Raw genomic sequence first — 23,925 nt, 5'->3', positions numbered from 1 at the left:
CCTAGTCCTCAGGCTCGTAGTCGAGGTTGGGCGCGAGCCAGCGCTCGGCCTCGGCCTGCGTCCAGCCCTTGCGCGCCGCGTAGTCGGCGACCTGGTCGCGGCCCAGCCGGCCCACGACGAAGTACTGGCTCTGCGGGTGCCCGAAGTACCAGCCGCTGACCGCCGCGCCCGGCCACATCGCCATCGACTCGGTCAGCGAGATGCCCACCGTCCGCTCCACGTCGAGCAGCTCCCACAGCGTCCGCTTCTCGGTGTGGTCGGGGCAGGCGGGGTAGCCCGGCGCCGGCCGGATGCCGCGGTAGCGCTCGGCGATCAGGTCGTCGTTGGCCAGGTGCTCGTCGGCGGCGTAGCCCCAGAACTCCCGGCGCACGCGCTGGTGCAGCCGCTCGGCGAACGCCTCGGCCAGCCGGTCGGCGAGCGACTCCAGCAGGATGGCGCCGTAGTCGTCGAGGTCGGCCTTCAGCCGGGCCACGTGCTCGGCCGACCCGTGGCCCGCCGTGACCGCGAACGCCCCGACGTAGTCGGCGAGCCCGCTGTCCTTCGGCGCCACGAAGTCGGCCAGCGACCGGTTCGGGACGCCCTCGCGGTGCCGGCCCTGCTGGCGCAGGTGGTGCAGCACCGTCCGCACCTGGGTGCGGGACTCGTCGGTGTAGACCTCGAGGTCGTCGCTGCCCCGACCGAGCGAGCTCGCCGGGAACAGTCCGAACGTCCCCGCCGCGCGCAGCCACTTCTCCCGCGTCAGCCGGTCGAGCATGCGCTGCGCGTCGTCGTAGAGCCGGCGTGCGACCGTCGACGTCGCCGGGTTGTGCAGCAGGTCGGGGAAGCGGCCCCGCATCTCCCAGGCGCCGAAGAACGGGCTCCAGTCGATGTACTCGCGCAGCTCGTCGAGGTCGTAGTCGGCGAACGTCCGCGTGAACGAGGCCACCGCGTGCGAGCCCGTGGGCTCCTCCGAGGTGTGCACGTCGCGCGCCTGCTGGAGCAGCATCCGCGGGCGGACGGGGCGGTGCTCGGTGTCCCACTCCAGCGGCGAGGCGTGGACCTTCGCCTCGGCGTACGGGCGCAGCGGACGTTCGGTGCGCTTGGCGCCGTGACGCTCGCGCAGCGAGGCGTAGTCCGCGGCGACGGACTCGAGCAGAGCCGGGCGGCGCTCGTCGGACAGCAGCGAGGCGACGGTCGGGACCGAGCGCGAGGCGTCCTTGACCCAGACGACCGGGCCCGAGTAGCGCGGCGCGACCTTGACCGCGGTGTGCGCGCGGGAGGTCGTCGCCCCGCCGAGCAGCAGCGGGATCGTGAACCCCTGGCGCTCCATCTCGGCCGCGAGGTTGACCATCTCGTCCAGCGACGGCGTGATCAGCCCGGACACGCCGACGATGTCGGCCCCCTCGGCCTTTGCGGTCTGGAGGATCTTCTGGCCCGGCACCATCACGCCGAGGTCGACGACCTCGTAGTTGTTGCACTGCAGGACCACGCCGACGATGTTCTTGCCGATGTCGTGCACGTCGCCCTTGACCGTGGCCATGACCACCTTGCCCTTGGTGCTCGCGTCGCCCGGCTGCTTCTCGGCGTCGATGAAGGGCACGAGGTGGGCGACGGCCTTCTTCATCACGCGCGCCGACTTCACGACCTGCGGCAGGAACATCTTGCCGGCGCCGAAGAGGTCGCCGACGACGCCCATGCCGTCCATCAGCGGGCCCTCGATGACGTCCAGCGGCCGCCCGCCGGAGGCCGCGAGCTCGAGGCGCAGCTCCTCGGTGTCCTCGACGACGAAGGCGTCGAGGCCGTGCACGAGCGCGTGGCTGATGCGCTCGCGCAGGGGGAGCGAGCGCCACTCCTGCTCGTCGACGCTGTCGTCGCTCGCGCGGTTGTGGGCCGAGGCGACCTCGAGCAGCCGCTCCGTCGCGTCGGGACGACGGTTGAGCACGACGTCGGTGATGCGCTCGCGCAGGTCGGGCTCGATGTCGTCGTAGACGGCGAGCGCGCCGGCGTTGACGATGCCCATGTCGAGGCCCGCCTCGATGGCGTGGAAGAGGAACACCGCGTGGATGGCCTCGCGCACCGGGTTGTTGCCGCGGAAGGAGAACGAGACGTTCGAGATGCCGCCCGAGACGAGCGCGCCGGGCAGGCTCTTCTTGATCCAGCGCACCGCCTCGATGAAGTCGACGCCGTACGTGGCGTGCTCCTCGATGCCCGTGGCCAGGGCGAAGACGTTCGGGTCGAAGATGATGTCGGTCGGCGGCAGGCCCACCTCCTCGACCAGCAGGTCGTACGCCCGCTGGCACACGTCCTGGCGGCGCTCGAGGGTGTCGGCCTGGCCCTGCTCGTCGAAGGCCATGACGACGACGGCCGCGCCGTGCTTGCGCGCCAGCCGGGCGTGCTTCAGGAAGGGCTCGACGCCCTCCTTGAGCGAGATCGAGTTGATGATCGGCTTGCCCTGCAGCGCCTTGACGCCGGCCTCGACGACCTCCCACTTGGAGGAGTCGACCATGACCGGCACCCGGCAGATGTCGGGCTCGGTGGCGACGAGGCGCGTGAACCGCTCCATCGCGGCGACGCCGTCGATCATGCCCTCGTCCATGTTGATGTCGATCACCTGCGCGCCGGCCTCGACCTGCTGACGGGCGACGTCGAGGGCGGTCGCGTAGTCGCCGGCCTTGATCAGGTTCCGGAACCGCGCCGAGCCGGTGATGTTGGTCCGCTCGCCGATGTTGACGAAGAGCGAGTCCTCGGTCACCGTCAGCGGCTCCAGGCCGGACAGCCGTAGCGCCGGGGCGACCTCGACCGGCTCGCGCGTCACCGCGCCGGCGTCCGGGGTCACGGCCGCCGCGAGGGCGGCGATGTGCTCGGGCGTCGTGCCGCAGCAGCCGCCGACGATGTTCACCAGCCCGGAGCGCGCGAACTCACCGAGCACCCGGGCGAGGTCCTCGGGCGTCTCGTCGTACTCGCCGAACGCGTTCGGCAGGCCCGCGTTCGGGTGGGTGGAGACGAAGGTGTCGGCGATGCGGGCGAGCTCGGCGACGTACGGGCGCAGGTCGCCCGCGCCGAGCGCGCAGTTCAGGCCGACGGCCAGCGGGCGGGCGTGGCGCACCGAGTTCCAGAAGGCCTCGGTCACCTGCCCCGACAGGGTGCGACCGGACGCGTCGGTGATCGTCCCCGAGATGATCACCGGCCAGCGGCGCCCGTGCTCCTCGAACAGCGTCTCCACCGCGAAGATCGCCGCCCGGGCGTTCAGCGTGTCGAAGATCGTCTCGATGATCAGCACGTCCGCGCCGCCGTCGACCAGGCCGCGCGCCTGCTCCAGGTAGGCCTCGACCAGCTCGTCGAACGTGGTGTTCCGAGCGCCCGGGTCGTTGACGTCGGGCGAGATCGACCCCGTCTTGTTCGTCGGTCCGATCGCGCCGAGCACCCAACGGGGACGGCCCGTGCGAGCCTCCACGGCGTCGCAGGCGCGGCGGGCGACCTGCGCGGCGGCGACGTTCACCTCGTACGCGAGGTCGCTCATGCCGTAGTCGGCGAGCGAGATCCGCTGCGCGTTGAAGGTGTTCGTCTCGACGAGCTCGGCGCCCGCGTCGAGGTACTCGGTGTGCAGGCGCTCGATGAGGTCGGGCTGGGTGAGGTTCAGCAGGTCGTTGTTGCCCTGCAGGTCGCTTGCCCAGTCGGCGAAGCGCTCCCCGCGGAAGTCGGCCTCGCCCAGGCCCTGCTGCTGCAGCAGCGTGCCCATCGCGCCGTCCATGACCACCACGCGCTCGCGCATGAGCGCGGCCAGCTCGCTGGTCGCGTCCGGGCGGTGGTCGACGGTCACCTTCACGACTTCCCCTGTGGCTGCTGCAGGTCGTCCGAACCAGTGTCGGGCCTGACGCTCCAGGATACGGAGGCGGGCGGACGCCACCTGGGCCGTTCCACGCGCGTCGGTGCTTCCACCGGAGAGTTCCTGTGGCTAGCGTCACAGCCGGCGCGGGGGCGCCCGCCGGCTCACGGCGTCGTGGTGAGGAGGACGGTCATGACCAGCGTGCCCAGCAGCGAGCGCGTCGACGACGAGCAGCGCCGACGGTGGTCGGAACGGTTCCCGGCGCTCTACCCGCTCGCGGTGGAGGTGCACCGGCTGCGACGCCACGCCCGCTGGCTCGGGCAGGACCTGCGTGGGGCGACCCCGGTGGCCCGGAGTCGCTCGGGCGGCGACCTGCCCGTCCGCGTCCTGCGCCACCGCTCGCTGCTGCTGCGGACCCTCGGCGACGTCGACATGCGGCTCCAGCACAACAAGGTGGTCAACCTGCGGCTCGCCTGCGCGGCGGTCGACGGCGTCCTCGTCCGGCCGGGCGAGGAGTTCTCCTTCTGCCGCCTCGTCGGCCGCACCACGCGCCGGAAGGGTTACATCGAGGGGATGCTCCTCGACAACGGCGTCGCCCAGGCCGGGACCGGCGGCGGCATCTGCCAGCTCGCCAACCTCCTGCACTGGATGGTGCTGCACAGCCCGATGACGGTGACCGAGCGCTCCGAGCACTCCTTCGACCCGTTCCCCGACAGCGGCCGTGTGCTGCCCTGGGGGGTCGGGTGCGCCGTCTACTTCAACTACGTCGACCTCCGCTTCCGCAACGACACGGACACCACGTTCCAGGTCCGGGTGTCCGTCGGCGAGCGCTACCTCGAGGGCGAGCTCCGGGCGAGCGAGGCGCTGCCGCACTCGTACTCGGTGCACGCCCGCGACGAGGGCTTCGACCAGGTGGGGTCGCGCTGGTACCGGCACAACGAGATCTGGCGCGACGTCATCGACCGGCGGACGGGCCGGCGGGTCGGCGAGGAGCTGCTCAAGCGCAACCGGGCGCTGGTGATCTACGACCCGACGGAGCCGCGAGCCCTCGGGGGCTGACCGGGGCACCGGGGCACGCCGTACGGTGGTCGCGTGGCCCAGCGACTGACCCCCCTCGAGGTCTCGCTCCTGGCCCTCGACACCGCCCACATCCCGGAGCACGTCGGCACGGTGGCCGTCCTGCAGCCCGGCCCCGCGGACGCCGGCGGGCTCGACCTCGACCGCGTGCTCGCCCTCGTGGCGAACCGTGTCGCGTACACCCCCCGCTACCGCCAGCGCGTCGTCGCGGTGCCCGGCCGGCTCGCCGCGCCCGTGTGGGTGGACGACGACGACTTCGACCTGTCGTTCCACGTGCGGCCCTCGGCGCTCCCGCGACCCGGGACGCCGGCGCAGCTGCGCGAGCACGTCGCCGCGCTGCTGTCCCGGCGCCTCGACCGCTCGCGGCCGCTCTGGGAGCTCTACGTCGTCGAGGGGCTCGAGGGTGGCCGGGTGGCCCTGGTCGAGAAGGTCCACCTCGCCCTCGTCGACGGTGGCGACACCGTCGACCTCGCCCAGGTCCTGCTCGACTCGGAGCCGACGTCCGACGTCGTCGAACCCGCGACCTGGCACCCGGCCCTCGAGCCGTCGCCGACCGACCTCGTCGTGGGCGCGCTCTGGGAGAGCGCCCAGGACCCCGTCCGCGCCGTCGACAACCTGCGGGGGCTCGTCACCGGCACCCTCGGCGTCGCGCTGGCCGTGGGCGAGGTCCTGGGCGGGACGATCGGCGCGAGCCTGGGCACCCTGGCGGAGGACGCGCTGCGCGGCGGACGGCCGCCGGCGGGCTCGCCGCTGGCGGGACCCGTGTCGCAACACCGCCGCTTCGCGACCGCACGGCTGCCGCTGGCCGACCTCCAGGCCGTGCACGCCGCGCACGGGCACACCGTCAACGACGTCGTCCTCGCCGCCCTGGCCGGCGCGCTGCGGGCGTGGTTGCTGACGCGAGGCCAGCTGCGCGCCCGGACGACGCTGCGTGCGCTGGTGCCGATGAGCGTGCTCGAGGACGAGGGCGGCAGCTCCTCGCTCGGCGTCCAGGTCGCGCCGCACCTGCAGGACCTGCCGGTGGGGGAGGCCAACGCGCTGATGCGGCTGCACCAGGTCGCGTACGGGTCGAAGGCGCACCGCAGCAGCGGGCGCGCCGTCGACGCCCGCACCCTGACCGACATCGCGGGCTTCGCGCCGGCGACCCTGCACGCGCTCGGCGTGCGGGTGGCCGCCGAGACGGTCCGCCGGCCCCACGACCTCCTGATCACCAACGTCCCCGGCCCGCAGGTGCCGCTGTTCGCCGGCGAGGCCCGGCTCGAGGCGACCTACCCGGTCGTGCCCCTCGGCCCGGGACACCTGCTGGCGATCGGCGTCACCTCCTACGACGGCGACGTCTACGTCGGGCTCACCGCCGACCGTGCCGCGGTCGCCGACCTCGACGTCCTCGTGCAGTGCCTCGAGGACGCCGTCGACGAGCTCGTCAGCACCACCCGGCAGCCCGGCCGGCGTCAGCCGACCCGCGCCGCGAAGAAGACGGCCGCAGGGAAGACGACACCGAGGAAGACCGTGAGGAAGACCGCGGCGAGGAAGGTTCCCGTGACCGAGGCGGCGCCGCCGACCACCGAGCCCGGGGACCTCGGATGAGCACCGTGCCCGCCTTCGTCCCGCTGCCGCCCGAAGCGGCCCGCTGGCTGCGTGACGGCGAGGAGCCCGGCCTCCTCACCGCGTACGCGGCCGGGCCCGCGCTGCGCGAGGCGCACGGCCTCGGCGCCTCCGACGACGAGGAGGCCGGCTTCGTCGCGCTCGGCTACGCGGGTCTCGCCGCGCTGCTCGACGACGCCGGTCCCCGGCTCGTCCTGGCCGTCGACCTCGACGCCGGCCAGGTGCGGGCGTCCGGCGACGACTTCGGCACGACCGAGGTCCGAGGGCTGCGCTGGGGCCAGGTCACGGCGCTGTTCGGCGACGAGCCCGACGCGGCCGCCGACCTCGCCGAGGTGCGCCGGCTGGTCGCCGGGCGGACCCTCGCCGAGGTCGCTGACGACGAGGACGTGGTCGGTCTCGTCGACCGCTGGGACCTGCTCTGGTACGCCCCCGAGGAGCTCGACTCCGTCCTCGCCTGACGGTATGGATCAGGCGGCCACCGACAGGCGCGCCTCCTCCCAGGTGCCCGCGGACGCCGCCAGGTCCCACAGGGCGTCGGTGAACGCGCTGCGCCCCAGGCGGAGCGTGCCCTGGTTGGTCACGGCGAAGACGAAGCCGGTCGGGGACCGGAAGAGGTAGGTTCCCGCGACGGGCTGCCGTCTTCGCCACCGCCCGGCGGTCACGGCGCGGTGGTGGCGGCGGGTCAGCGGGCCCAGGTTGTGCAGCCCGGTCTGCCCCGGTGGCCCGCCCCGGTCGAGCGGGACGAAGGGCACCGTGTGGTCGGCGTCGAGCGTCCGGCTCGTCGCCTGCCCGAACGGGAAGACGTCGACCGGGTGGCGCAGCACGAGGGCGTCGCGCAGCCGGCCGGGGACCTCGTACGCGTCGACCGCCGCAGTTGCCACCGGGTCGACCACGGGACGGACGGTCACGCTGCACCCGGTGTCGACGAGCCACTCGCGCAGCTGCGCCAGGGTGAGCGCGTCGCCGTGCTCCGGCCGGACGAGCCCCTCGCCCGAGCGGAGGGTCGCGTCGGAGAGGTGCAGGTGCAGGACCACCCGCGGTCTGGCCGCCCGGGCGAGGCGGGCGAGGGTGGCGTCGTCGAGTGCTCCTCCGTCGCGGCCCGCGCCCAGGACGGCCGGAACCCGCAGGTCCAGGGAGGGGTCGGGCCGCGGGTCGGGCTCGTCGTCCGGGTCGGCCGGCCTCGGCTCACTCGTGCGACGGTCCTCGTCCCCGGCGTGGGCCACGAGCAGCGCGAGCGCGCGGGCGGGCTGGGCGAGGACGCCGACGGCCTTGGCCCGACGGACATCCGCGGTTCCGCGGTCGCCCTCGAGGGCGAGGATGCCGGCGATGCGGTCGACCACGGCCAGGAACCAGGTCACGTCGCCCGAGGAGGCCTTCGCGACGAGCGTCTTGAGCCCGTGCTCGCCCTCGAACGCCCAGACGCCGACCGAGGTGGCGGCCGCCTCCGCGCGCTCTCGTGCGGCCTCCGGGTCCGCGTCGAGGACGGCGGCGGTGAGCAGCCGGCGGAATCGCGGCCACGGCAGCAGCGGCAGGAACCCGGACAGGCGCGCGTCGACCGCGACCGCCTGGTCCCAGCTCAGCGCGTGCGTCGCCTGGGCGACCGCCCGGGCCTGCCACTGCCGCACGGAACCGGCACGGACGAGCGCCCAGAGCCGGGGCAGGCGGTGGCGGACGTCGAGGGCGTCGGTGATCAGCATCCGAGCGGTCGTGGCGCCGGTCCCGCGCAGTGCGCCCAGCTCGAGCGCGCAGTGCTCCGACACCGGCGGGCAGCCGTCGCCGCCCCAGGCGACGGACCGCTCGACGACCGGCGCGAACTCGTGCTGCCGCGTCCCGTCCGGGTCGAGGTAGTGCGCGTCGGCCCAGGCGGCGGCGAGCACGAGCTCCTCGCACTCGGCCTCCACCAGGCGAGCGTGGGCGTCGGCGATGCGCTCGGCCAGCTGCGCCGCCGTCGCCACCTCCACCGCCGGATCGAACATACGAACGATTCTGCCCGAGACCACTGACAGTTCCGGCACGGCAGGACCAGCCGTGGCGATCAGAGGGCTCGTGCGCGATGAGTCCCGGCGTCGGGCATGGTCTGACCGACGTCGCTGCTCTGCTCCACCGAACCTCACCTAGGGAGTCCCTGATGGGCAAGATCAAGGTCCACGAGTTCACGACCGTCGACGGGTCGGTGGGGGTGCCGATGTGGACGGCCGCCTATCCCTGGACCGACGCCCAGGTCGAGGACACCGCGGCGCTGACCCGCGGCGCCGGGGCGCTGCTGCTCGGTCGGGTGACGTACGAGATGTTCGGGCCGGCGTGGTCGCAGCGCACCGTGGAGGATGACCCGGGTGCGCCGTTCTTCAACGACTCGCGCAAGTACGTGGTGTCGGCGACCCTCACCCAACCCTCCTGGGGCCCGGCGACGGTCCTGCCCTACGACCCGGCACGGATCGCGGCGCTCAAGGAGGAGGTCGACGGCGACCTGTACGTCAGCGGCAGCGGCACGCTCGTACGCGGCCTGCTGGCCGACGGCCTGGTCGACGAGCTGCACCTCTTCGTCTACCCGGTGGGGCTGGGCGAGGGCCCGTACCTGATCCCGCAGGGCACCCCGCAGACCCCGCTCGCGCTGCTGAGCGCGACCCCGTACGAGAACGGCGTCGTGCACCTCGTCTACGGGCCTGCCGCCGGCTGAACGGGCTGGGGGAGACTGGTCGCATGCCACGCTCGATCTGGAAGGGCGCGATCTCCTTCGGCCTCGTCACCATCCCGGTGAAGCTCTACTCGGCCACGGAGGAGAAGGACATCGCCTTCCGGCAGGTCCACTCCTCCGACGGGGGCCGGATCAAGTACCGCCGCGTCTGCGAGATCGACGGCGAGGAGATCCCGTACGCGGAGATCGCCAAGGGCTACGAGCTGCCCGACGGTCGCATGGTCATCCTCGAGAAGGACGACTTCGACAACCTCCCGCTCGCGACGACCAAGGCCGTCGAGGTCGTGCAGTTCGTCGCGGAGGACGAGGTCGACCCGACGTACTTCAACAAGACCTACTTCATGCAGGCCGACGGTCCGGGCACCAAGCCCTACGTCCTGCTGCGCGACGCGCTGGTCAAGACCGGCCAGTGCGCGCTGGTCAAGGTCGCGCTGCGCTCGCGCGAGGCGCTGGCCCTGGTGCGACCGCGCGACGGGCTGCTCGTCATGCACACGATGCTCTGGCCCGACGAGCTGCGTTCCGGCGAGTTCGCGGCTCCGCCGGAGTCGGTGTCGGTGTCCGACGCCGAGGTGACGATGGCGCAGTCGTTCATCGAGGCGCTGTCGGGCGACTTCCACCCCGAGGAGTACACCGACGCCTACCGCGAGGCGCTGGAGGAGGTCGTGCAGAGCAAGGCCGCCGGCGTCGCGCTGCCCGAGCAGACCGAGGCTCCCCAGGAGGCCGAGGTGGTCGACCTCGTCGCCGCCCTGCGCGCGTCCGTCGAGGCGGCCAAGAAGCGCCGCGCGGAAGGTGCCGCGAAGGCCGGGTGAGCCTCAGCCCCGCGGGTGCTCCGAGAGCCACTTGTCGCCCGCGCGCTGCTGCGTGCGGAACCCGGCCAGGACGGCCGGCGCGGCCGCCTGCTCGAGCTTTCGGCCGAGCAGGGGGACGTTGACCTTCAGCTCGCCGGTGAGGCGGACGGTCGTGCCCCGGCCGCCCGGCGCCAGGCGGAGGTTGCCGTTCAGCGACACCGGCTGCTTGTCGACCGTGAGCGCGAGGCGCGCGTCCCGCGAGCCGTCCGGTCCGGCCTCGCCCCAGGTGGTGTCCTCGAGGATCGTCAGCTCGGACCCGGTGAACCGCGCGGCCGACTCCGGCGCGGCCAGGGTGCGCGAGGTCCAGGTGCGCGGCGGGGTGACCTCGACCTCCCAGCGGCGCGACTCGCTGTCGACGCAGACCTGCTCCTGGTAGCCGCGGTCCAGCATCATCGCGTAGACGGTGGCCGGGTCGGCGGCGAAGTCGAGGTCGGTCGAGATGTCCATGGCCGTCATCCAACCAGGTCGGGCTAACGTGGACGGGCGGCACGACGAGGTGCGGCGACGCGGTGAGAACGGATGGTGTGGTGACGACGTACGAGGTCGGGCTCGAGCAGGACAAGACCGACAAGATCGCGGCGGTCGCCGCCGCCGGGCGCGACGTGGCGCGCGAGCTCGGGCAGGACCCCGAGGCCGTCGCGACCTTCATGTGGCACTACTTCCGCCACGTCGACCCCGCCGACCTCGAGGACCGCACGGTCGAGGACCTGCTGTCGGTCGTCGAGAGCCACTACCGCGCGGCGATGGTCCGCGAGCCCGGCCAGGACGTCGTCCGGGTCGTCGGCCCCCGCGGTGCGGGTGGCGTCGGCGGAGCGACGGTCCTGCAGGTCGTCACCGACGACCTGCCGTTCCTCGTCGACTCGGTGACCATGGAGGTCCTGCGCCAGGGCTGGACGATCCGCGAGGTGTTCCACCCGCAGTTCCTCGTGCTGCGCGACGGTTCCGGCCGGCTGCGGCAGCTGCTGCGCTCGGCGCAGGCCGCGCAGGAGCCCGAGACGCTGCACGAGTCGTGGATGCACCTCGAGCTGCTCCCGCCGGCCCGGCTCGGCTCGGAGGCGGTCGCCGGTGACGAGCTCGAGCAGGGCGTGCACGAGGTCCTCGACCTCGTCGGCGTCGCCGTCGCGGACTGGAGCTCGATGGCCCGCCGCGCCGTGGCGGTCTCCGCCGAGCTCGGCGACGAGGTCGCGAGCGGCCGGCGCGGCGGTTCCGGCGGCGACGCCGACCAGGCCCGCGAGCTGCTCGACTGGCTGACCGCGCGCCACTTCACGTTCCTCGGCGCGCAGGACTACGACCTGGTCAGCACCGGCGACGACGCGGCGTACGTCCCCGTCCCGGGCACCGCGTTGGGGATCCTGCGCCACGAGGACGGGTCGGGCACCTTCTCCGCGCTCCCGCGGGTCGACGGCCGGCCGGCGCTGCTCGTGGTGACCAAGGGCGACACCCGCTCGCGCGTGCACCGGCCCGCCTACCTCGACTACATCGGGGTGCGCCGCTTCGACGCCCGCGGCGAGGTCGTCGGGGAGCACCGCTTCCTCGGCCTCTTCTCCACGACCGCCTACTCCGAGAGCGTGATGCGCGTCCCCGTGCTGCGCCAGAAGGCGGAGGGGGTGATCGCGCGCTCCGGCTACGACCTCGCCAGCCACGGCGGCAAGGCGATCGTCGACACGCTCGAGACCTACCCGCGCGACGAGCTCTTCCAGACCCCGCTGCCCGAGCTCGCCGAGACCGTCGAGCGCATCGCCCACCTCAAGGAGCGCCGCCAGGTCCGCGTCTTCGCCCGTGCCGACCCGTACGGGCGCTTCGTGTCGTGCCTGGTCTACCTGCCGCGTGACCGGTACACGGGAACGGTGCGCCGCCGGATGGAGCAGATCCTGCTCGACCGGCTGGGCGGGGCCAGCATCGACGACAGCGCCCGGGTCACCGACGCCGTCCTGGCGCGGCTCCACGTGGTCGTGCGGATGCCGTCGCGGCAGGCGCTGGACGACCTCGGCGACGTCGTCGACCTGAGGGCGCTGGAGCGCGAGCTCACCGCGGCCACCCGCACCTGGGACGACGAGTTCGCCGACCTGCTCACCGGCACGCCGGCGGCCGACCGGCTCGGCAGCCTCCTGCGCGCCCTGCCCGAGGGCTACAAGGAGGACTACACCCCGCGTCAGGGACGCCTGGACCTCGGTGCGCTGGCCGACCTCGAGACCGGCGCGGACATGACGCTCACGCTGTACGCGCCCGACCGGCTGCCCGGCCGCCCCGCCGACGAGGCCGACCTGCGGCTCAAGATCTTCCGCCGCGACGTGTCGCTGTCGCTGTCGCAGCTGCTGCCGCACCTGACGCGGCTCGGCGTCGACGTGATCGACGAGCGGCCGTACGAGCTCGACGCCGGCGACGCGCAGCGCGCCTGGATCTACGACTTCGGCCTGTCGGTGCCGGGCGGCGCGGAGGCCGTCGCGCGCGACTGGGACGAGCCGGCGCGGCAGCGGTTCGCCGACGCCTTCAGGGCCGCCTACCGCGGCGAGGCGGAGTCCGACGCCTACGGCGCCCTGGTGATGAGCGCCGGGCTGGGCTGGCGCGAGGTGAGCGTGCTGCGCGCGGTCGGGCACTACCTGCGCCAGGCCGGCGTGTCCTACAGCCAGACCTACATGGCGCAGGCCCTCGCGGCGAACACCGGCGTCGCCCGCCAGCTCGTCGACCTCTTCGCCGTCCGCTTCGACCCCGCCCTGGACCTGAGCACCGCGGAGCGCACCGCCCGCGCGGCTGAGCTCGGGACCGCGGTCGAGTCCGCGCTCGACGACGTGTCGAGCCTGGACCAGGACAAGATCATCCGCTCGTTCCTGGCGGTCCTGCGGGCGCTCGTCCGCACGAACTTCTACCGTCCGGGTCGCGCGGCGCTGGCGCTCAAGCTCCGCTCGCGCGAGGTGCCGGACCTGCCCGAGCCGCGCCCGGCGTTCGAGATCTTCGTCCACTCGCCCCGCGTCGAGGGCGTCCACCTGCGCTTCGGGCTGGTGGCGCGCGGCGGGCTGCGGTGGTCGGACCGGGCCGAGGACTTCCGCACCGAGATCCTCGGGCTGGTCAAGGCGCAGACCGTCAAGAACACCGTCATCGTGCCGACCGGCGCCAAGGGCGGGTTCGTGCCGCGCCAGCTGCCCGACCCGGCCACGGATCGCGACGCCTGGCTCGCCGAGGGCGTCGCCTGCTACCGGATCTTCATCACCAGCCTGCTCGACGTCACCGACAACCTCGTCGGCACGGCCGGGGCGCAGCAGGTCGTCCCGCCGCCCGGCGTGGTGCGGCACGACGGCGACGACCCGTACCTCGTCGTGGCCGCCGACAAGGGGACCGCGACCTTCTCCGACATCGCGAACGGGATCGCGCTGGAGGAGGGCTTCTGGCTGGGCGACGCCTTCGCCTCCGGGGGCTCGGCGGGCTACGACCACAAGGCGATGGGCATCACGGCCCGCGGCGCGTGGGAGTCGGTGCGGCGCCACTTCCGCGAGCTCGGCATCGACCCCGACGCCGACGAGTTCACCGTCGTCGGCATCGGCGACATGAGCGGCGACGTGTTCGGCAACGGGATGCTGCTCTCGGAGCACCTCCGGCTCGTGTGCGCCTTCGACCACCGCCACGTGTTCGTCGACCCCGACCCCGACCCGGCGACGAGCTTCGCCGAGCGGCGCCGGCTGTTCGGCCTCGCCCGGTCGAGCTGGGCCGACTACGACCCCTCGCTGATCTCGGAGGGCGGCGGCGTCTTCCCGCGCAGCCTGAAGTCGATCACCGTGACCGAGCCGATGCGCCGGGCCCTCGGGCTCGGTCGCGACGTGCGTGCGCTCGACCCGACCGCCCTGATCCACGCGGCGCTCCAGGCGCCCGTCGACCTGCTGTGGAACGGCGGCATCGGCACCTACGTCAAGGCCGCCTCCGAGCCCGACTCCGCCGCCGGCGACAAGGCGAACGACGGGCTCCGGGTCAACGGCGCCCAGGTGCGGGCGCGCTGCGTGGGGGAGGGCGGCAACCTCGGGCTCACCCAGCTCGGCCGCATCGAGTACGCGACGTGCGGCGGCAAGATCAACACCGACTTCATCGACAACTCGGCCGGGGTGGACACCTCCGACCACGAGGTCAACATCAAGATCCTCCTCGCGCCGGCGGTCGAGGAGGGGAGCCTGACCCTCGAGGGGCGCAACACGCTGCTGGCGTCGATGACCGACGACGTGGCGCACCTCGTGCTCGCCCACAACGTGTCGCAGAACCTCGCCCTCGCCACCGCCGAGGTGCAGGCCCCCTCGATGGCCCGCGTGCACGGCGAGTGGGTCGACCGGCTGGAGGAGCACGGGCTGCTCGACCGCGAGATCGAGTTCCTGCCCGACGAGGAGGCCCTCGACGCCCGCCGGGCCAAGAACCGCGGCCTGACCTCGCCGGAGCTGGCCGTCCTGCTGGCGTACACGAAGATCGTGCTGAGCGACGAGGTCGGCCGCAGCGACCTGCCCGACGACCCCGACCTGGCCGACCGGCTGGTCGACTACTTCCCGCCGGCGCTGCGCGGGACCTACACCGAGGCGATGCGTCAGCACCGCCTGCACCGCGAGATCGTCACGACCCGGGTGGTGAACGCCTTCGTCGACACCGCGGGGATCACGTGCTTCCACCGGCTCTCGACCGAGACCGGCGCCACCGCGCCGGAGCTCGTCCGGGCGCACGTCGCCGCCCGCGCGCTGCTCGGGGCGTCCGCGCTCGAGGCCCGCATCGCCGACCTCGACCACGCCGTCGCCGCCGACACCCAGACGCGCATGCGGCTGGCCGTGCGCACCCTGGTCGAGCGGGCCACCCGCTGGCTGGTGAACGAGCGCCCGCGCCCGCTGCCCATCGCGGAGACGGTCGACGCGCTCGGCCCGGGGGTGGCCACGGTGGTCGCTGGGCTGCCGGAGGCGCTGGGCCAGCGCGAGGCCGCCGGGGTCGCCGAGCGCGCGGAACGGCTGCGGAAGGTCGGGGTCCCCGACGACCTCGCCGCAGACGTCGCCGCGCTGCCCACGGCCTTCGCCGCGCTCTCGGCGGTCACCACCGCGCAGGCCGCCGACGTCGACCCGGCGCTCGTCACGCGCGTGCACTTCGCGCTGGCGCAGCGGCTCGGCCTGGACCGGCTCGTCGACCGCGTGGCCGCCCTGCCCCGGGAGGACCGCTGGTCGACGATGGCCAGGGCGGCGCTGCGCGACGACCTCCACACCGCGCACGCCCGGCTCACGGCGCAGGTGGTCGCCGACCGTCCGGCCGGTGGCACCGAGGCGGACGCGCTCGTCGAGGCCTGGGAACGATCGACGCCGGCGGCGGACCAGGCGCGGGCCACGCTGCGCTCGGTGCTGTCCGGGCAGACCGACCTGGCCAAGGCCTCCGTCGCGCTGCGCGTGGTCCGGGGGCTCGTCGGCGGCTGAGCGCGGCGGCGGGCGTGGTAGGTCTGGACCCATGCGGATCGACCTGCACACGCACTCCAACGTCTCCGACGGCACCGACACCCCGGCCGAGCTGGTGGTGGCCGCCGCGGAGGCCGGGCTGGACGTGGTGGCGCTGACCGACCACGACACGTTCGACGGGCTCGACCGCGCGGTCGCCGCCGGCCGCGACCACGGCGTCGAGGTCGTCCGGGGCCTGGAGCTCTCCTGCTCGCGGAACCACCAGAGCGTGCACCTGCTCGCGTACGGCGCCGACCCGGAGGCCGCCGCCCTCGCGCAGGAGATGGTGCGGGTCCGCGAGGGGCGCACGGGCCGGCTGCGGCCGGTGCTCGACCTGCTCGAGGGGCTCGGCGTGCCCGTCACCGAGGAGCAGGTGATGGAGCAGGTCGGGACGTCGCCCTCGGTGGGGCGCCCGCACATCGCCGACGCGCTCGTCGCGGCCGGGCACGTCGCCGACCGGACCGAGGCCTTCGACCGCTTCCTCTACGACGGGGGACCGGCGCACGTCGCGCGCTACGCGATCGACGTCGCTCACGGCATCGACCTCGTCCACGCCGCCGGCGGCGTCGCCGTGATCGCCCACCCCTGGGGCCGCGGGCGCGAGGGGCTGCTGCCGCCGGACTACCTGGCCGAGCTCGTCGCCGAGCACCGCCTCGACGGCATCGAGGTCGACCACCAGGACCACGACGCCGACGCGCGCGCCCGGCTGTGGCGGCTGGTCGACGAGCTCGGCGTGCTCGGCACGGGGTCGAGCGACTACCACGGCACCGGCAAGACCGACCACGGCCTCGGGGTCAACACGACCCGCCCCGAGGTCTACGACGAGCTGCGCAAGCGCCTCCGCGTGGCGGTCTGACCCCGGACCCCGGGCCAGCCCGCCGCCGCGGCTACCTCGGCGGGGCGATCGCGTCGAGCCGGGCGACCTGGTCGTCCGAGAGCTGCACGCCGGCGACGGCCAGGTTCTCCTCCAGGTGCGCGAGCGAGGAGGTGCCGGGGATGAGCAGGATGCTGTCGTCGTGGGCCAGGAGCCAGGCCAGGCCGACCTGGGCCGGCGTGGCCCCGACCTCGGCGGCGACCTGCAGCACGACCTCGTTCTCGACCACCTTCGGCATGCCGGGGAAGGCCGAGCCGAGCGGGAAGTACGGCACGTAGGAGATCCCGTGGTCCGAGCAGAGCCGGAGCACCTCCTCGTCCTCGCGCGCGAGGAGGCTGTACGGGTTCTGCACGGTCACGACGTCGGCCTGCTCGATCGCCTGCACGACCTGGTCGCGGTTCGCGGTGGAGATGCCGACGCCGGCGATGAGGCCGTCCTCGCGCATCTGCACCATGGCGGCGAGCAGGTCCTCCAGCGGCGCCTGCCCGGGCACGGGCCGCTCCTGCAGGCGCAGGTTCACGGCGGCGAGCCGCTCGGTGCCGAGGGTGCGCAGGTTGGTCTCGACGTCCTCGCGGACGTCCTTCGGGGTGAGGGCCGGCAGCCACTGCCCCTTGGCGTCGCGACGCGCACCCACCTTGGAGACGAGGGCGAGGTCGTCGGCGTACGGGTGCAGCGCCTCGCGGATGAGCTCGTTGGAGACGTCGGGGCCGTAGAACTGGGCGGTGTCGATGTGGTTCACGCCGGCCTCGACGGCGCGGCGCAGCACGGCGATCGCGGTGTCGTGGTCCTTCGGCGGACCCATCACGCCGGGGCCGGGGAGCTGCATCGCGCCGAAGCCGATGCGGTGCACCTGGTAGCCGGCGACGTCGTACGTGCCGGCGAGCCCGGAGGAGGGGGCGGAGGCGTCCGTGGTCATGATCGCCACGCTACCCGCGGCGCGGAGGCTTCCTGAGGGGCGCTTGAAACGTCCACCGGATATATCCGGGCGGCTGCGCGGATGATCACCGGGCTTGTAGCCTCGCCCCACGGTGCAGCGGGGGCTCGCGCCGAAGGACCTTCGGGGGGACGTCCAATGACTGCACGCGCTCTGCGCCGCCTGCTCACGCTCGTGGTGCTCCTCGGCGCCACCGTGGGGCTCGCGGGCCTGACCGCCGGACCGAGCTTCGCCGCCGGCACGGCCAGCGTCTACGTCGTCCAGGGCCTGCCCGGTCGCACGGTGGACGTGACCGTCGACGGCCGTACGGTCGCCAAGGGCGTGAAGACCGCCGCCGTGGTCGGGCCCTTCAAGGTCAAGCCGGGCTCGCGCAAGATCAGCTTCAGCGACGGCGGGGACCAGCTGCTCAGCCGCTCCTTCGACGTCAAGGCCCGCTCCAGCTGGGACGTCGTCGTGCACCTGCCCGCGGGCGGCTCGACCGACCCGACCGTCACCGTCTTCCGGAACGACACCTCCGCGGTCCCGCGCGGCAAGGCCGAGCTCGTCGTCGCGCACACCGCGACCGTTCCGGCCGCCGACATCCGGGTCAACGGCAAGGTTCTCTTCTCCGACATCGCCAACGGCCAGTCGCTGAATCTGACGGTCCCGGTCGCCACCTACAAGGTCGCGATCACGCCGACGGGCAAGAAGTCGCCGATCTACCTCGGCCCGGTCAGCCTCACCGTCAAGGGCGGGGCCGTGAACCGCGTCTACGCCCTCGGCGACCCGGAGAACAACACGATGAACGTCGCGGTGCACGTCCTCGCCGCGGGCTCGTCGGGATCCGAGCGGCCCAAGAAGGTCGACACCGGCACGGGTGGTGAGGCGGCCGGGGTCGTCCGCTTCCTGGCCAAGCTCACTCGTTGAGGGGGAGCCTCCGTACGCCGGCGGCGGGCGTCGCGCTGGTCGTCACGCTGGGCCTGGCCGGCTGCGAGGCGGGCAGCACCGCCAGCAGCCCGGTGCCGGCAGCGGTCCCGGCGGGTCCGTCGAGCAGCCCCGCCGACGCGCCCGCCCCGCCGGCCTCGGTCGGCTCGCCGGCGGCGAGCAACCGGGTCACCTTCGTCCCCGTCCGCGTCGACCTGCCGGGCGGGGCCTCCGCGCCGGTGCAGCCGGCGGCGACCAGGGACGGCGAGCTGCAGGTCCCCGAAGAGGTGCAGCACGTCGGCTGGTGGGACGGCAGCGCCCGGGCGGGCGACCCCTTCGGCAACACCGTCGTCGCCGGTCACGTGGACTCGGCCACGGAGGGCCTCGGCTTCTTCGCGCGGCTGCTGTCCGTGCACGAGGGGGACACCGTCACGCTGCGCGGTCCCGACGGGCACCACCTGGCGTACACGGTGCGGTCGGTGAAGACGATCAAGAAGGACGCGCTGGCGACCGGCAGCGCCGCGTTCGACCAGACCGGCGACCCGCACCTGGTCCTCATCACCTGCGGCGGGCAGTACCGGCGCGGGGCCGGCGGCTACGACAGCAACGTGGTCGTCACCGCGACCCCGAAGGGCCTCGCGCGCTGAGGACGGGGCCCCGCCCGGCGGCGGAGCCCCTCACGTGGTCAGGCCTCGACGCTCGCGCTCGGCTCGCTGCCCGCGTCGCCACCGGCGCCGGTACCGTCCTGCGGGCCGCGCCCGCGACCACCGCGGCGGCGACGACGGCGCTTGGGCGCAGCGCCCTCGCCCTCGACCGCCGGGCCGTCCGTCGGGCTGGACGACTCGACGGGGGCCGGAGCCTCCGCCGCCGCATCTGCCGTCGTCGTGGTCACGGCCTCGGCGGCACCGTCGACCGGCACGCCGTTGCGCAGCCGCCGGCGCCCGCGGCTCTTGCCCGGACCCGAACCCTCGCTCGAGGCCTCGGCGCCGTCCTGCCCGCCGCGGCGGCGCGGACCACGCCCGCCCTCGCGGGGCTCGCGCTTCGCCTCGGGCACGGGCGCCGGGTCGACGATCCGGCCCTTGACCGACGGGTCGATGCCGAGGTCGTGGAAGAGGTGCGCGGAGGTGGAGTAGGTCTCCTCCGGCGTCTCGAAGGGCAGCCCGAGCGCGTTGTTGATGACCTTCCAGCGCGTCTGGTCGGCCCAGTCGACGAAGGTGATCGCGATGCCCGAGGCGCCGGCGCGACCCGTGCGACCGATGCGGTGCACGTAGGTCTTCTCGTCGTCGGGGCACTCGTAGTTGATCACGTGCGTGACGCCGGTGACGTCGATGCCGCGGGCGGCGACGTCGGTGGCGACGAGGACGTCGACCTTGCCCTCGCGGAAGCGCTTCAGGGCCTTCTCCCGCGCGACCTGGTTGAGGTCGCCGTGGATGGAGGTGGCGTCGAAGCCGCGCTCGACGAGGTCGTCGGTGAGCCGCTGCGCGGAGCGCTTGGTGCGGCTGAAGATCATGACCCGGCCGCGGTCCTGCGCCTGCAGGATGCGGGCGACGACCTCGGGCTTGTCGAGCATGTGCGCCTGGTAGACGAACTGCGCCGTCGCAGGGACCGTGGTCTCGTCGTCGGCGGACTCGGCGCGGATGTTGACCGGGTGCTCGAGGTGGCGACGCGCGAGGGTGACGATCGCCGAGGGCATCGTCGCGGAGAAGAGCATCGTCTGGCGCGAGGCCGGGGTCTTGGCCAGCAGCCGCTCGACGTCGGGCAGGAAGCCGAGGTCGAGCATCTCGTCGGCCTCGTCGAGCACGAGCGTCTTGATGCGCGACAGGTCGAGCGCGCGGCGGTCGGCGAGGTCGAGGAGGCGCCCGGGCGTGCCGACGACGACGTCCACGCCGGCCTTGAGGGTGTCGATCTGGGTGTCGTAGCCGACGCCGCCGTAGATGGTCAGGACGCGGAGGCCGCGCAGGGCGGCGGCCGTCGACAGGTCCTTGCTCACCTGGCTGGCGAGCTCACGGGTCGGGCAGACGACCAGGCCCTGCGGGGCGCCCGGCTTGGCGAGCTCGTCGTAGCCGGGCTCGCCGGGGGCGACGGAGCGCTGCAGCATCGTGATGCCGAAGGCCAGCGTCTTGCCGGTGCCGGTGCGCGCCTGGCCGATCATGTCGGTGCCGGACAACGCGATCGGGATGGCCATCGACTGGATCGGGAACGGGTGGACGATGCCGACCTGCTCGAGCGCCTCGACGATCAGGCCCTCGACGCCGAGGTCGGCGAAGGTCTGCTGCACGGGCACCGGCCCGAGCCCGGCGTCGGCGTCGTCGGCCTCCTCGGCCGCGGCGAGCGACTCGTCGGTCGGCGCGATGCCGGTGCCGCTCTCGTCGTCCTGGAGGTCGAGGGCGGTGCCCAGGTCGTCGAGGACCTCGTCCTGCGTGCTCGTGCTGTCGGTCTGCGTGTTCAGCGTCTCGCCTGTCCTGAGAGTCTGCGGGTGGCCACGCAGCCAGCACGACGCGAGGATGTCGCGGTGCCAGGGCCGGCGGCCAGCGGCGTCGGTTGTGACGCCTGTGGCGCCCAGTCTAGCCGTCCGGTACCACATCCCCCGTCATTAGGCTGCGGGCATGGCAGACCCACTCCACGACGCCGGCACCGTCGACCTGCTCGGGGCGATCGCCTATGGGGCGCTCACGGCCTTCGAGCGGCTCGCGCAGGACGGCGCCGGGGCCCCGACCCTGGCCGACAAGGTGACGCTCGCGACCATCGCCGGGCGCCAGGTCGACCACCTCGAGCGGGTGCGCGACCGCCTGGCCGCGCTCGGGACCGACCTGACGGAGGCGATGACGCCGTTCCACCGGGCCTTCGACGACTTCCACGCGCACACCCGGCCCAAGGACTGGCTCGAGGGCCTGATGTGGGTCTACGTCGGCAGCGGCTTCGCCGACGACTTCTACGGCGAGGTGGCCGTGCACGTCGACGGCGCGACCCGCGCGCTCGTCGAGGACGTGCTGTCGGACTCGGCCCACGACGACTTCGTGGTCTCCCACGTCCGCGCCGGCATCGAGGCCGACCCCCGCGTCGCCGGCCGGCTCGCGCTGTGGGGCCGCCGGCTGGTGGGGGAGGCGCTCAGCCAGGCCCAGCGCGTCGCCGTCGACCGCGCCGGCCTCACCGCGCTGCTGATGGGCGGCGAGGGGGCCGACGTGGTCGCGGTCAACCGCACGTTCTCACGGCTGGTCGAGAACCACGCCGCCCGGATGCGGAGGCTGGGCCTGCAGCCCTGAGCCGACCACCCCGCCGGAGGTCGAGGCGGGCGGTCAGATCCCGAAGCCGACGCGGCGGGCGTTCTCCTCGCCGAGCTCGATGTAGGCGATCTTGTCGCCGGGAACCATGACCTTGCGGCCACGGGTGTCGGTGAGCGTCAGCACGGAACCGCCGGAGACGGCGTCGTTGAACGCCTTCTCCACGTCGGCGGCGCTGTCGTCGGTCTCGACGGTGACCTCGCGGTTCACGTACTGGATGCCGACCTTGATCTCCACGAGTCCTCCTGCGTCAGGGGCGTACGGGGTGGACCCCCGGCGCCGGAGCCCCACGCTGCCACACCGCACCGAACGACCACGGACGTGTTCGCGACCGGCGGAGCCGGACCGCCCCGTCCGCGGGCTCGCGGCTCAGCCGGCCTGGTCGGTGCCCTCGTCCTCGGTCGCCGGTCGCACCACGAGCCTGGTCCACGCGCCGACGTAGACGCGGTCGTCGGCGCCGAGCTCGTGCTTGGCGCCCACACCGACCGGCTGCTGCGGCAGGGGGCCGCCGGACGGCGCCACGAACGTCCCGTTGGCCGACTCGAGGTCCTCGACGAAGAAGCGCGTCCCGTCGGTCGTCACCTGGGCGTGCCGGCGGCTGACGCCGGTGTCGTCGGCGCAGTCGACGTCGGGGTGGATGTTCCGGCTCGCGGAGGGGCGCCCGACCAGCGCCGAGCGGCCCGTGAGCACGACGGTGCGGGGCGGTCCGGAGGTCGGGAGCGGGTCGGGGCCCTGCGACTCGGCGTACCAGTCCGGGTCGACCCAGACCTCGACCACCCAGCGCGGCACGGGGGCCGGGGCGGCGACGTCGGGCAGGCCGGACGCGTCCGGGTCCTCCGGCGGGACGTCCGCGGTCACGGCCACGCCCTCGGGCGGGTCGAGCGGACGCGGCATGGCCCCGGTCGTGAAGTCGTAGCCGCAGCCCTCGCAGAAGAGCGCGTCCGGGCCGTGCGGGGTGCCGCAGCTGGGGCAGGGCTCGAGCGCGGCGGCCGCGGGGACCGCTGCCTCGGGCGCGGACCCTCCCGTGGCCGGTGCACCCGCGTCGACGGGGGCACCGCAGACGTCGCAGTAGTCGGCGGCGCTCGTGAAGTGGCCGTTGGGGCAGCGGTGCAGGTCGGGGCTCACGGCCGGATCCTCGTCGTCTTGGTGGAGGCGGTGTCGAGCGCCATCTCGTCGGCCTTGGCGATGTCGCGGCGCAGCCGGACGGTGCCGGTGCCCGGGTCGTCGATGTCGACGACCTTGCGCAGCCGCGTGGTCGCCTCCGCGTTGCCCGTCGCCTCGGCGAGCTGCACGGCACGGCCCAGGCGGGTCGTCGCGGTCGCGTCGTCGCCCGCCGCCTTGGCGGCGAGCCCCTGCTGGATGGCGTCGGCGAGCTCGGTCTGGCCGGTGTAGTGGGCGACCTCGGGGTTGATGCGGGTGGTGAGGCCCTCGTCGTCGGACCAGCGCGCCTTGACCAGCCCCTGGGCGACGACGTCGGGCCCGAGCGCGAGCTGCACCCGCGCGGCGAGCTGCTCCTGCCCGAGCGACTTGGCCGGCAGGCGTACGGCGACGTGGTAGTCGCGCGACTCGTCGCCCCACGACCCGGTCGGGTAGGAGCCGGTCAGCGCGTTGACGTCGGTCCGGCGGGCCGTGAGGTCCTCGACCGAGGGGGAGACCTGCCGCACGAACAGCAGCTGCGCGCCCTGCGGCGTCCAGACCCGCAGCTCGGCGGCCGCGACGCCGCGGGCCATGGACGCCTGCATCAGCGAGGCGAACTCGGCCTGCAGCTGGCTCGGCTCGGGGACGATGTCGACCGTCCCGAGCAGGGCCTGCGCGATCCGGCGCACCTCGGCGACCTGCCAGTCGGTGCCGACTCCGCGGCAGTCGCACTGGAACCGTCCGGCGACGCCGGCGATCGCCGCGCTGAGCTGCTCGGGGGTCTCGTTGTGGTTCTCGCCGTCGGTCAGCAGGATCGCGTGCCGCTTGGCCAGCGCGCCGCCGAAGCCGGCCTGCACGGAGTCGAAGAGCCGGGCCGCGAGCGTCAGCCAGGTGCCCATCGCCGTGCCGCCGTCGGCCCGGAACTGCTGGACGGCCTGGTGGGCCTGGTAGCGGTGGCCGGCGTCCATCACCACCATCCCGGTACCGGTACGCACGACGGGGTAGGCGAGGTAGGCCTGGTGCGTGCCGGCCACGACCGCGAACCACGTCCCGTCGGCGATCTGGTCGATCGCGGCGTCGGCCGCCTGCTTGGCCGCCTCCAGCCGCGTCCGCCCCATCGAGCCCGAGGTGTCGACGATGATGATCTCGCCGGCGTCCCCGGAGCCGGTCGGCGCCGCACCTCCGGCAGCGCCGGCCTGCGAGCAGGTCACCGTGACGATCGCGTTCACGTCCGTCCCGCCCTCGGGCAGGAACTCGTTCTGGTAGACGGTCGCGGCGAACTCCGCCATCGTGCTCCCTCTTCGTCGCCGGGTGCGGACCCTCAGTAT

Annotated in this window: 18 protein-coding genes; 10 read left to right on the top strand and 8 right to left on the bottom strand. The window is 73.8% G+C overall.

The features are described 5' to 3' along the window. Nucleotide 1 precedes the first annotated feature (1 nt). Nucleotides 2-3,805, bottom strand: a complete 3,804-nt coding sequence (metH, locus tag BMY04_RS13100) for a methionine synthase (protein WP_091181142.1) — start codon at nt 3,803-3,805, stop codon at nt 2-4. Between the two features lie 192 nt (nt 3,806-3,997). Between metH and BMY04_RS13095 the strand changes: the two genes are divergently transcribed. The 3 genes from BMY04_RS13095 to BMY04_RS13085 are packed head-to-tail and all read left to right on the top strand — an operon-like array spanning nt 3,998 to nt 6,945. Further along, nucleotides 3,998-4,864, top strand: a complete 867-nt coding sequence (locus BMY04_RS13095) for a VanW family protein (protein ID WP_091181139.1) — start codon at nt 3,998-4,000, stop codon at nt 4,862-4,864. 33 nt (nt 4,865-4,897) lie between these two features. Beyond that, nucleotides 4,898-6,469 (top strand): wax ester/triacylglycerol synthase family O-acyltransferase, encoded by a 1,572-nt coding sequence (locus BMY04_RS13090; protein WP_091181135.1) that lies wholly within the window; start codon nt 4,898-4,900, stop codon nt 6,467-6,469. Beyond that, complete coding sequence (locus BMY04_RS13085) at nt 6,466-6,945, top strand: DUF6912 family protein (RefSeq protein WP_091181130.1); 480 nt, start codon at nt 6,466-6,468, stop codon at nt 6,943-6,945. The genes BMY04_RS13090 and BMY04_RS13085 overlap by 4 nt, the downstream gene beginning before the upstream one ends. Before the next feature lie 9 nt (nt 6,946-6,954). Here the strand turns inward: BMY04_RS13085 and BMY04_RS13080 are convergent, their stop codons facing one another. Next, nucleotides 6,955-8,463, bottom strand: coding sequence for a DUF222 domain-containing protein (locus BMY04_RS13080; RefSeq protein WP_139209845.1), 1,509 nt, complete (start codon nt 8,461-8,463; stop codon nt 6,955-6,957). A gap of 152 nt (nt 8,464-8,615) precedes the next feature. On the opposite strand from BMY04_RS13080, the gene BMY04_RS13075 reads away from it, so the two are divergent. Further along, nucleotides 8,616-9,164: a dihydrofolate reductase family protein gene (locus tag BMY04_RS13075; RefSeq protein ID WP_091181124.1), complete on the top strand. Its 549-nt coding sequence runs from the start codon at nt 8,616-8,618 to the stop codon at nt 9,162-9,164. Between the two features lie 23 nt (nt 9,165-9,187). Then, a complete protein-coding gene (gene ku, locus BMY04_RS13070) occupies nt 9,188-9,991 on the top strand; it encodes a non-homologous end joining protein Ku (protein ID WP_091181122.1) in 804 nt (267 codons plus the stop codon). A 3-nt stretch (nt 9,992-9,994) separates the two neighbouring features. On the opposite strand, the gene BMY04_RS13065 is transcribed toward ku, so the two are convergent. Next, nucleotides 9,995-10,477 carry a DUF2505 domain-containing protein gene (locus tag BMY04_RS13065; protein ID WP_170854123.1) on the bottom strand — a complete coding sequence of 161 codons (483 nt, stop codon included), beginning with the start codon at nt 10,475-10,477 and terminating at the stop codon, nt 9,995-9,997. Between the two features lie 80 nt (nt 10,478-10,557). Between BMY04_RS13065 and BMY04_RS13060 the strand changes: the two genes are divergently transcribed. Together BMY04_RS13060 and BMY04_RS13055 are read left to right on the top strand one after the other, a co-directional pair. After that, on the top strand, nt 10,558-15,450 hold the full coding sequence (locus BMY04_RS13060) for an NAD-glutamate dehydrogenase (protein ID WP_091181709.1): 4,893 nt from the start codon (nt 10,558-10,560) through the stop codon (nt 15,448-15,450). Between the two features lie 31 nt (nt 15,451-15,481). Further along, the gene (locus BMY04_RS13055; RefSeq protein ID WP_091181115.1) at nt 15,482-16,324 is read left to right on the top strand and encodes a PHP domain-containing protein; all 843 of its coding nucleotides are present in this window, start codon (nt 15,482-15,484) and stop codon (nt 16,322-16,324) included. A gap of 31 nt (nt 16,325-16,355) precedes the next feature. Here the strand turns inward: BMY04_RS13055 and BMY04_RS13050 are convergent, their stop codons facing one another. Further along, entirely contained in the window at nt 16,356-17,258 is a 903-nt protein-coding gene (locus BMY04_RS13050; RefSeq protein ID WP_091181707.1) for an oxidoreductase, read from the bottom strand. 156 nt (nt 17,259-17,414) lie between these two features. Between BMY04_RS13050 and BMY04_RS13045 the strand changes: the two genes are divergently transcribed. Together BMY04_RS13045 and BMY04_RS13040 are read left to right on the top strand one after the other, a co-directional pair. Beyond that, nucleotides 17,415-18,182, top strand: coding sequence for a DUF4397 domain-containing protein (locus tag BMY04_RS13045; RefSeq protein ID WP_170854122.1), 768 nt, complete (start codon nt 17,415-17,417; stop codon nt 18,180-18,182). Beyond that, nucleotides 18,179-18,826, top strand: coding sequence for a class F sortase (locus BMY04_RS13040; protein ID WP_232506376.1), 648 nt, complete (start codon nt 18,179-18,181; stop codon nt 18,824-18,826). Before BMY04_RS13045 ends, BMY04_RS13040 begins: the two co-directional genes overlap by 4 nt. Nucleotides 18,827-18,864: 38 nt before the next feature. Here BMY04_RS13040 and BMY04_RS13035 read toward each other — a convergent pair whose 3' ends face one another. After that, nucleotides 18,865-20,364, bottom strand: coding sequence for a DEAD/DEAH box helicase (locus tag BMY04_RS13035; protein ID WP_408630462.1), 1,500 nt, complete (start codon nt 20,362-20,364; stop codon nt 18,865-18,867). A gap of 421 nt (nt 20,365-20,785) precedes the next feature. On the opposite strand from BMY04_RS13035, the gene BMY04_RS13030 reads away from it, so the two are divergent. Then, complete coding sequence (locus BMY04_RS13030; RefSeq protein WP_091181106.1) at nt 20,786-21,442, top strand: ferritin-like fold-containing protein; 657 nt, start codon at nt 20,786-20,788, stop codon at nt 21,440-21,442. A 33-nt stretch (nt 21,443-21,475) separates the two neighbouring features. Here BMY04_RS13030 and BMY04_RS13025 read toward each other — a convergent pair whose 3' ends face one another. The 3 genes from BMY04_RS13025 to BMY04_RS13015 form a co-directional block, all read right to left on the bottom strand. Further along, nucleotides 21,476-21,697 carry a DUF3107 domain-containing protein gene (locus BMY04_RS13025; protein WP_091181101.1) on the bottom strand — a complete coding sequence of 74 codons (222 nt, stop codon included), beginning with the start codon at nt 21,695-21,697 and terminating at the stop codon, nt 21,476-21,478. A 132-nt stretch (nt 21,698-21,829) separates the two neighbouring features. After that, nucleotides 21,830-22,585, bottom strand: a complete 756-nt coding sequence (locus BMY04_RS13020) for a double zinc ribbon and FHA domain-containing protein (protein ID WP_232506374.1) — start codon at nt 22,583-22,585, stop codon at nt 21,830-21,832. Beyond that, complete coding sequence (locus BMY04_RS13015) at nt 22,582-23,886, bottom strand: vWA domain-containing protein (protein WP_091181098.1); 1,305 nt, start codon at nt 23,884-23,886, stop codon at nt 22,582-22,584. Before BMY04_RS13015 ends, BMY04_RS13020 begins: the two co-directional genes overlap by 4 nt. Nucleotides 23,887-23,925 lie beyond the last annotated feature (39 nt).

This window comes from Microlunatus flavus (genome assembly GCF_900110855.1).
Lineage (GTDB): Bacteria > Actinomycetota > Actinomycetes > Propionibacteriales > Propionibacteriaceae > Microlunatus > Microlunatus flavus.
The sequence above is the reverse complement of the archived record's forward strand: the minus strand, read 5'-3'. Positions and strand labels throughout refer to the sequence as shown.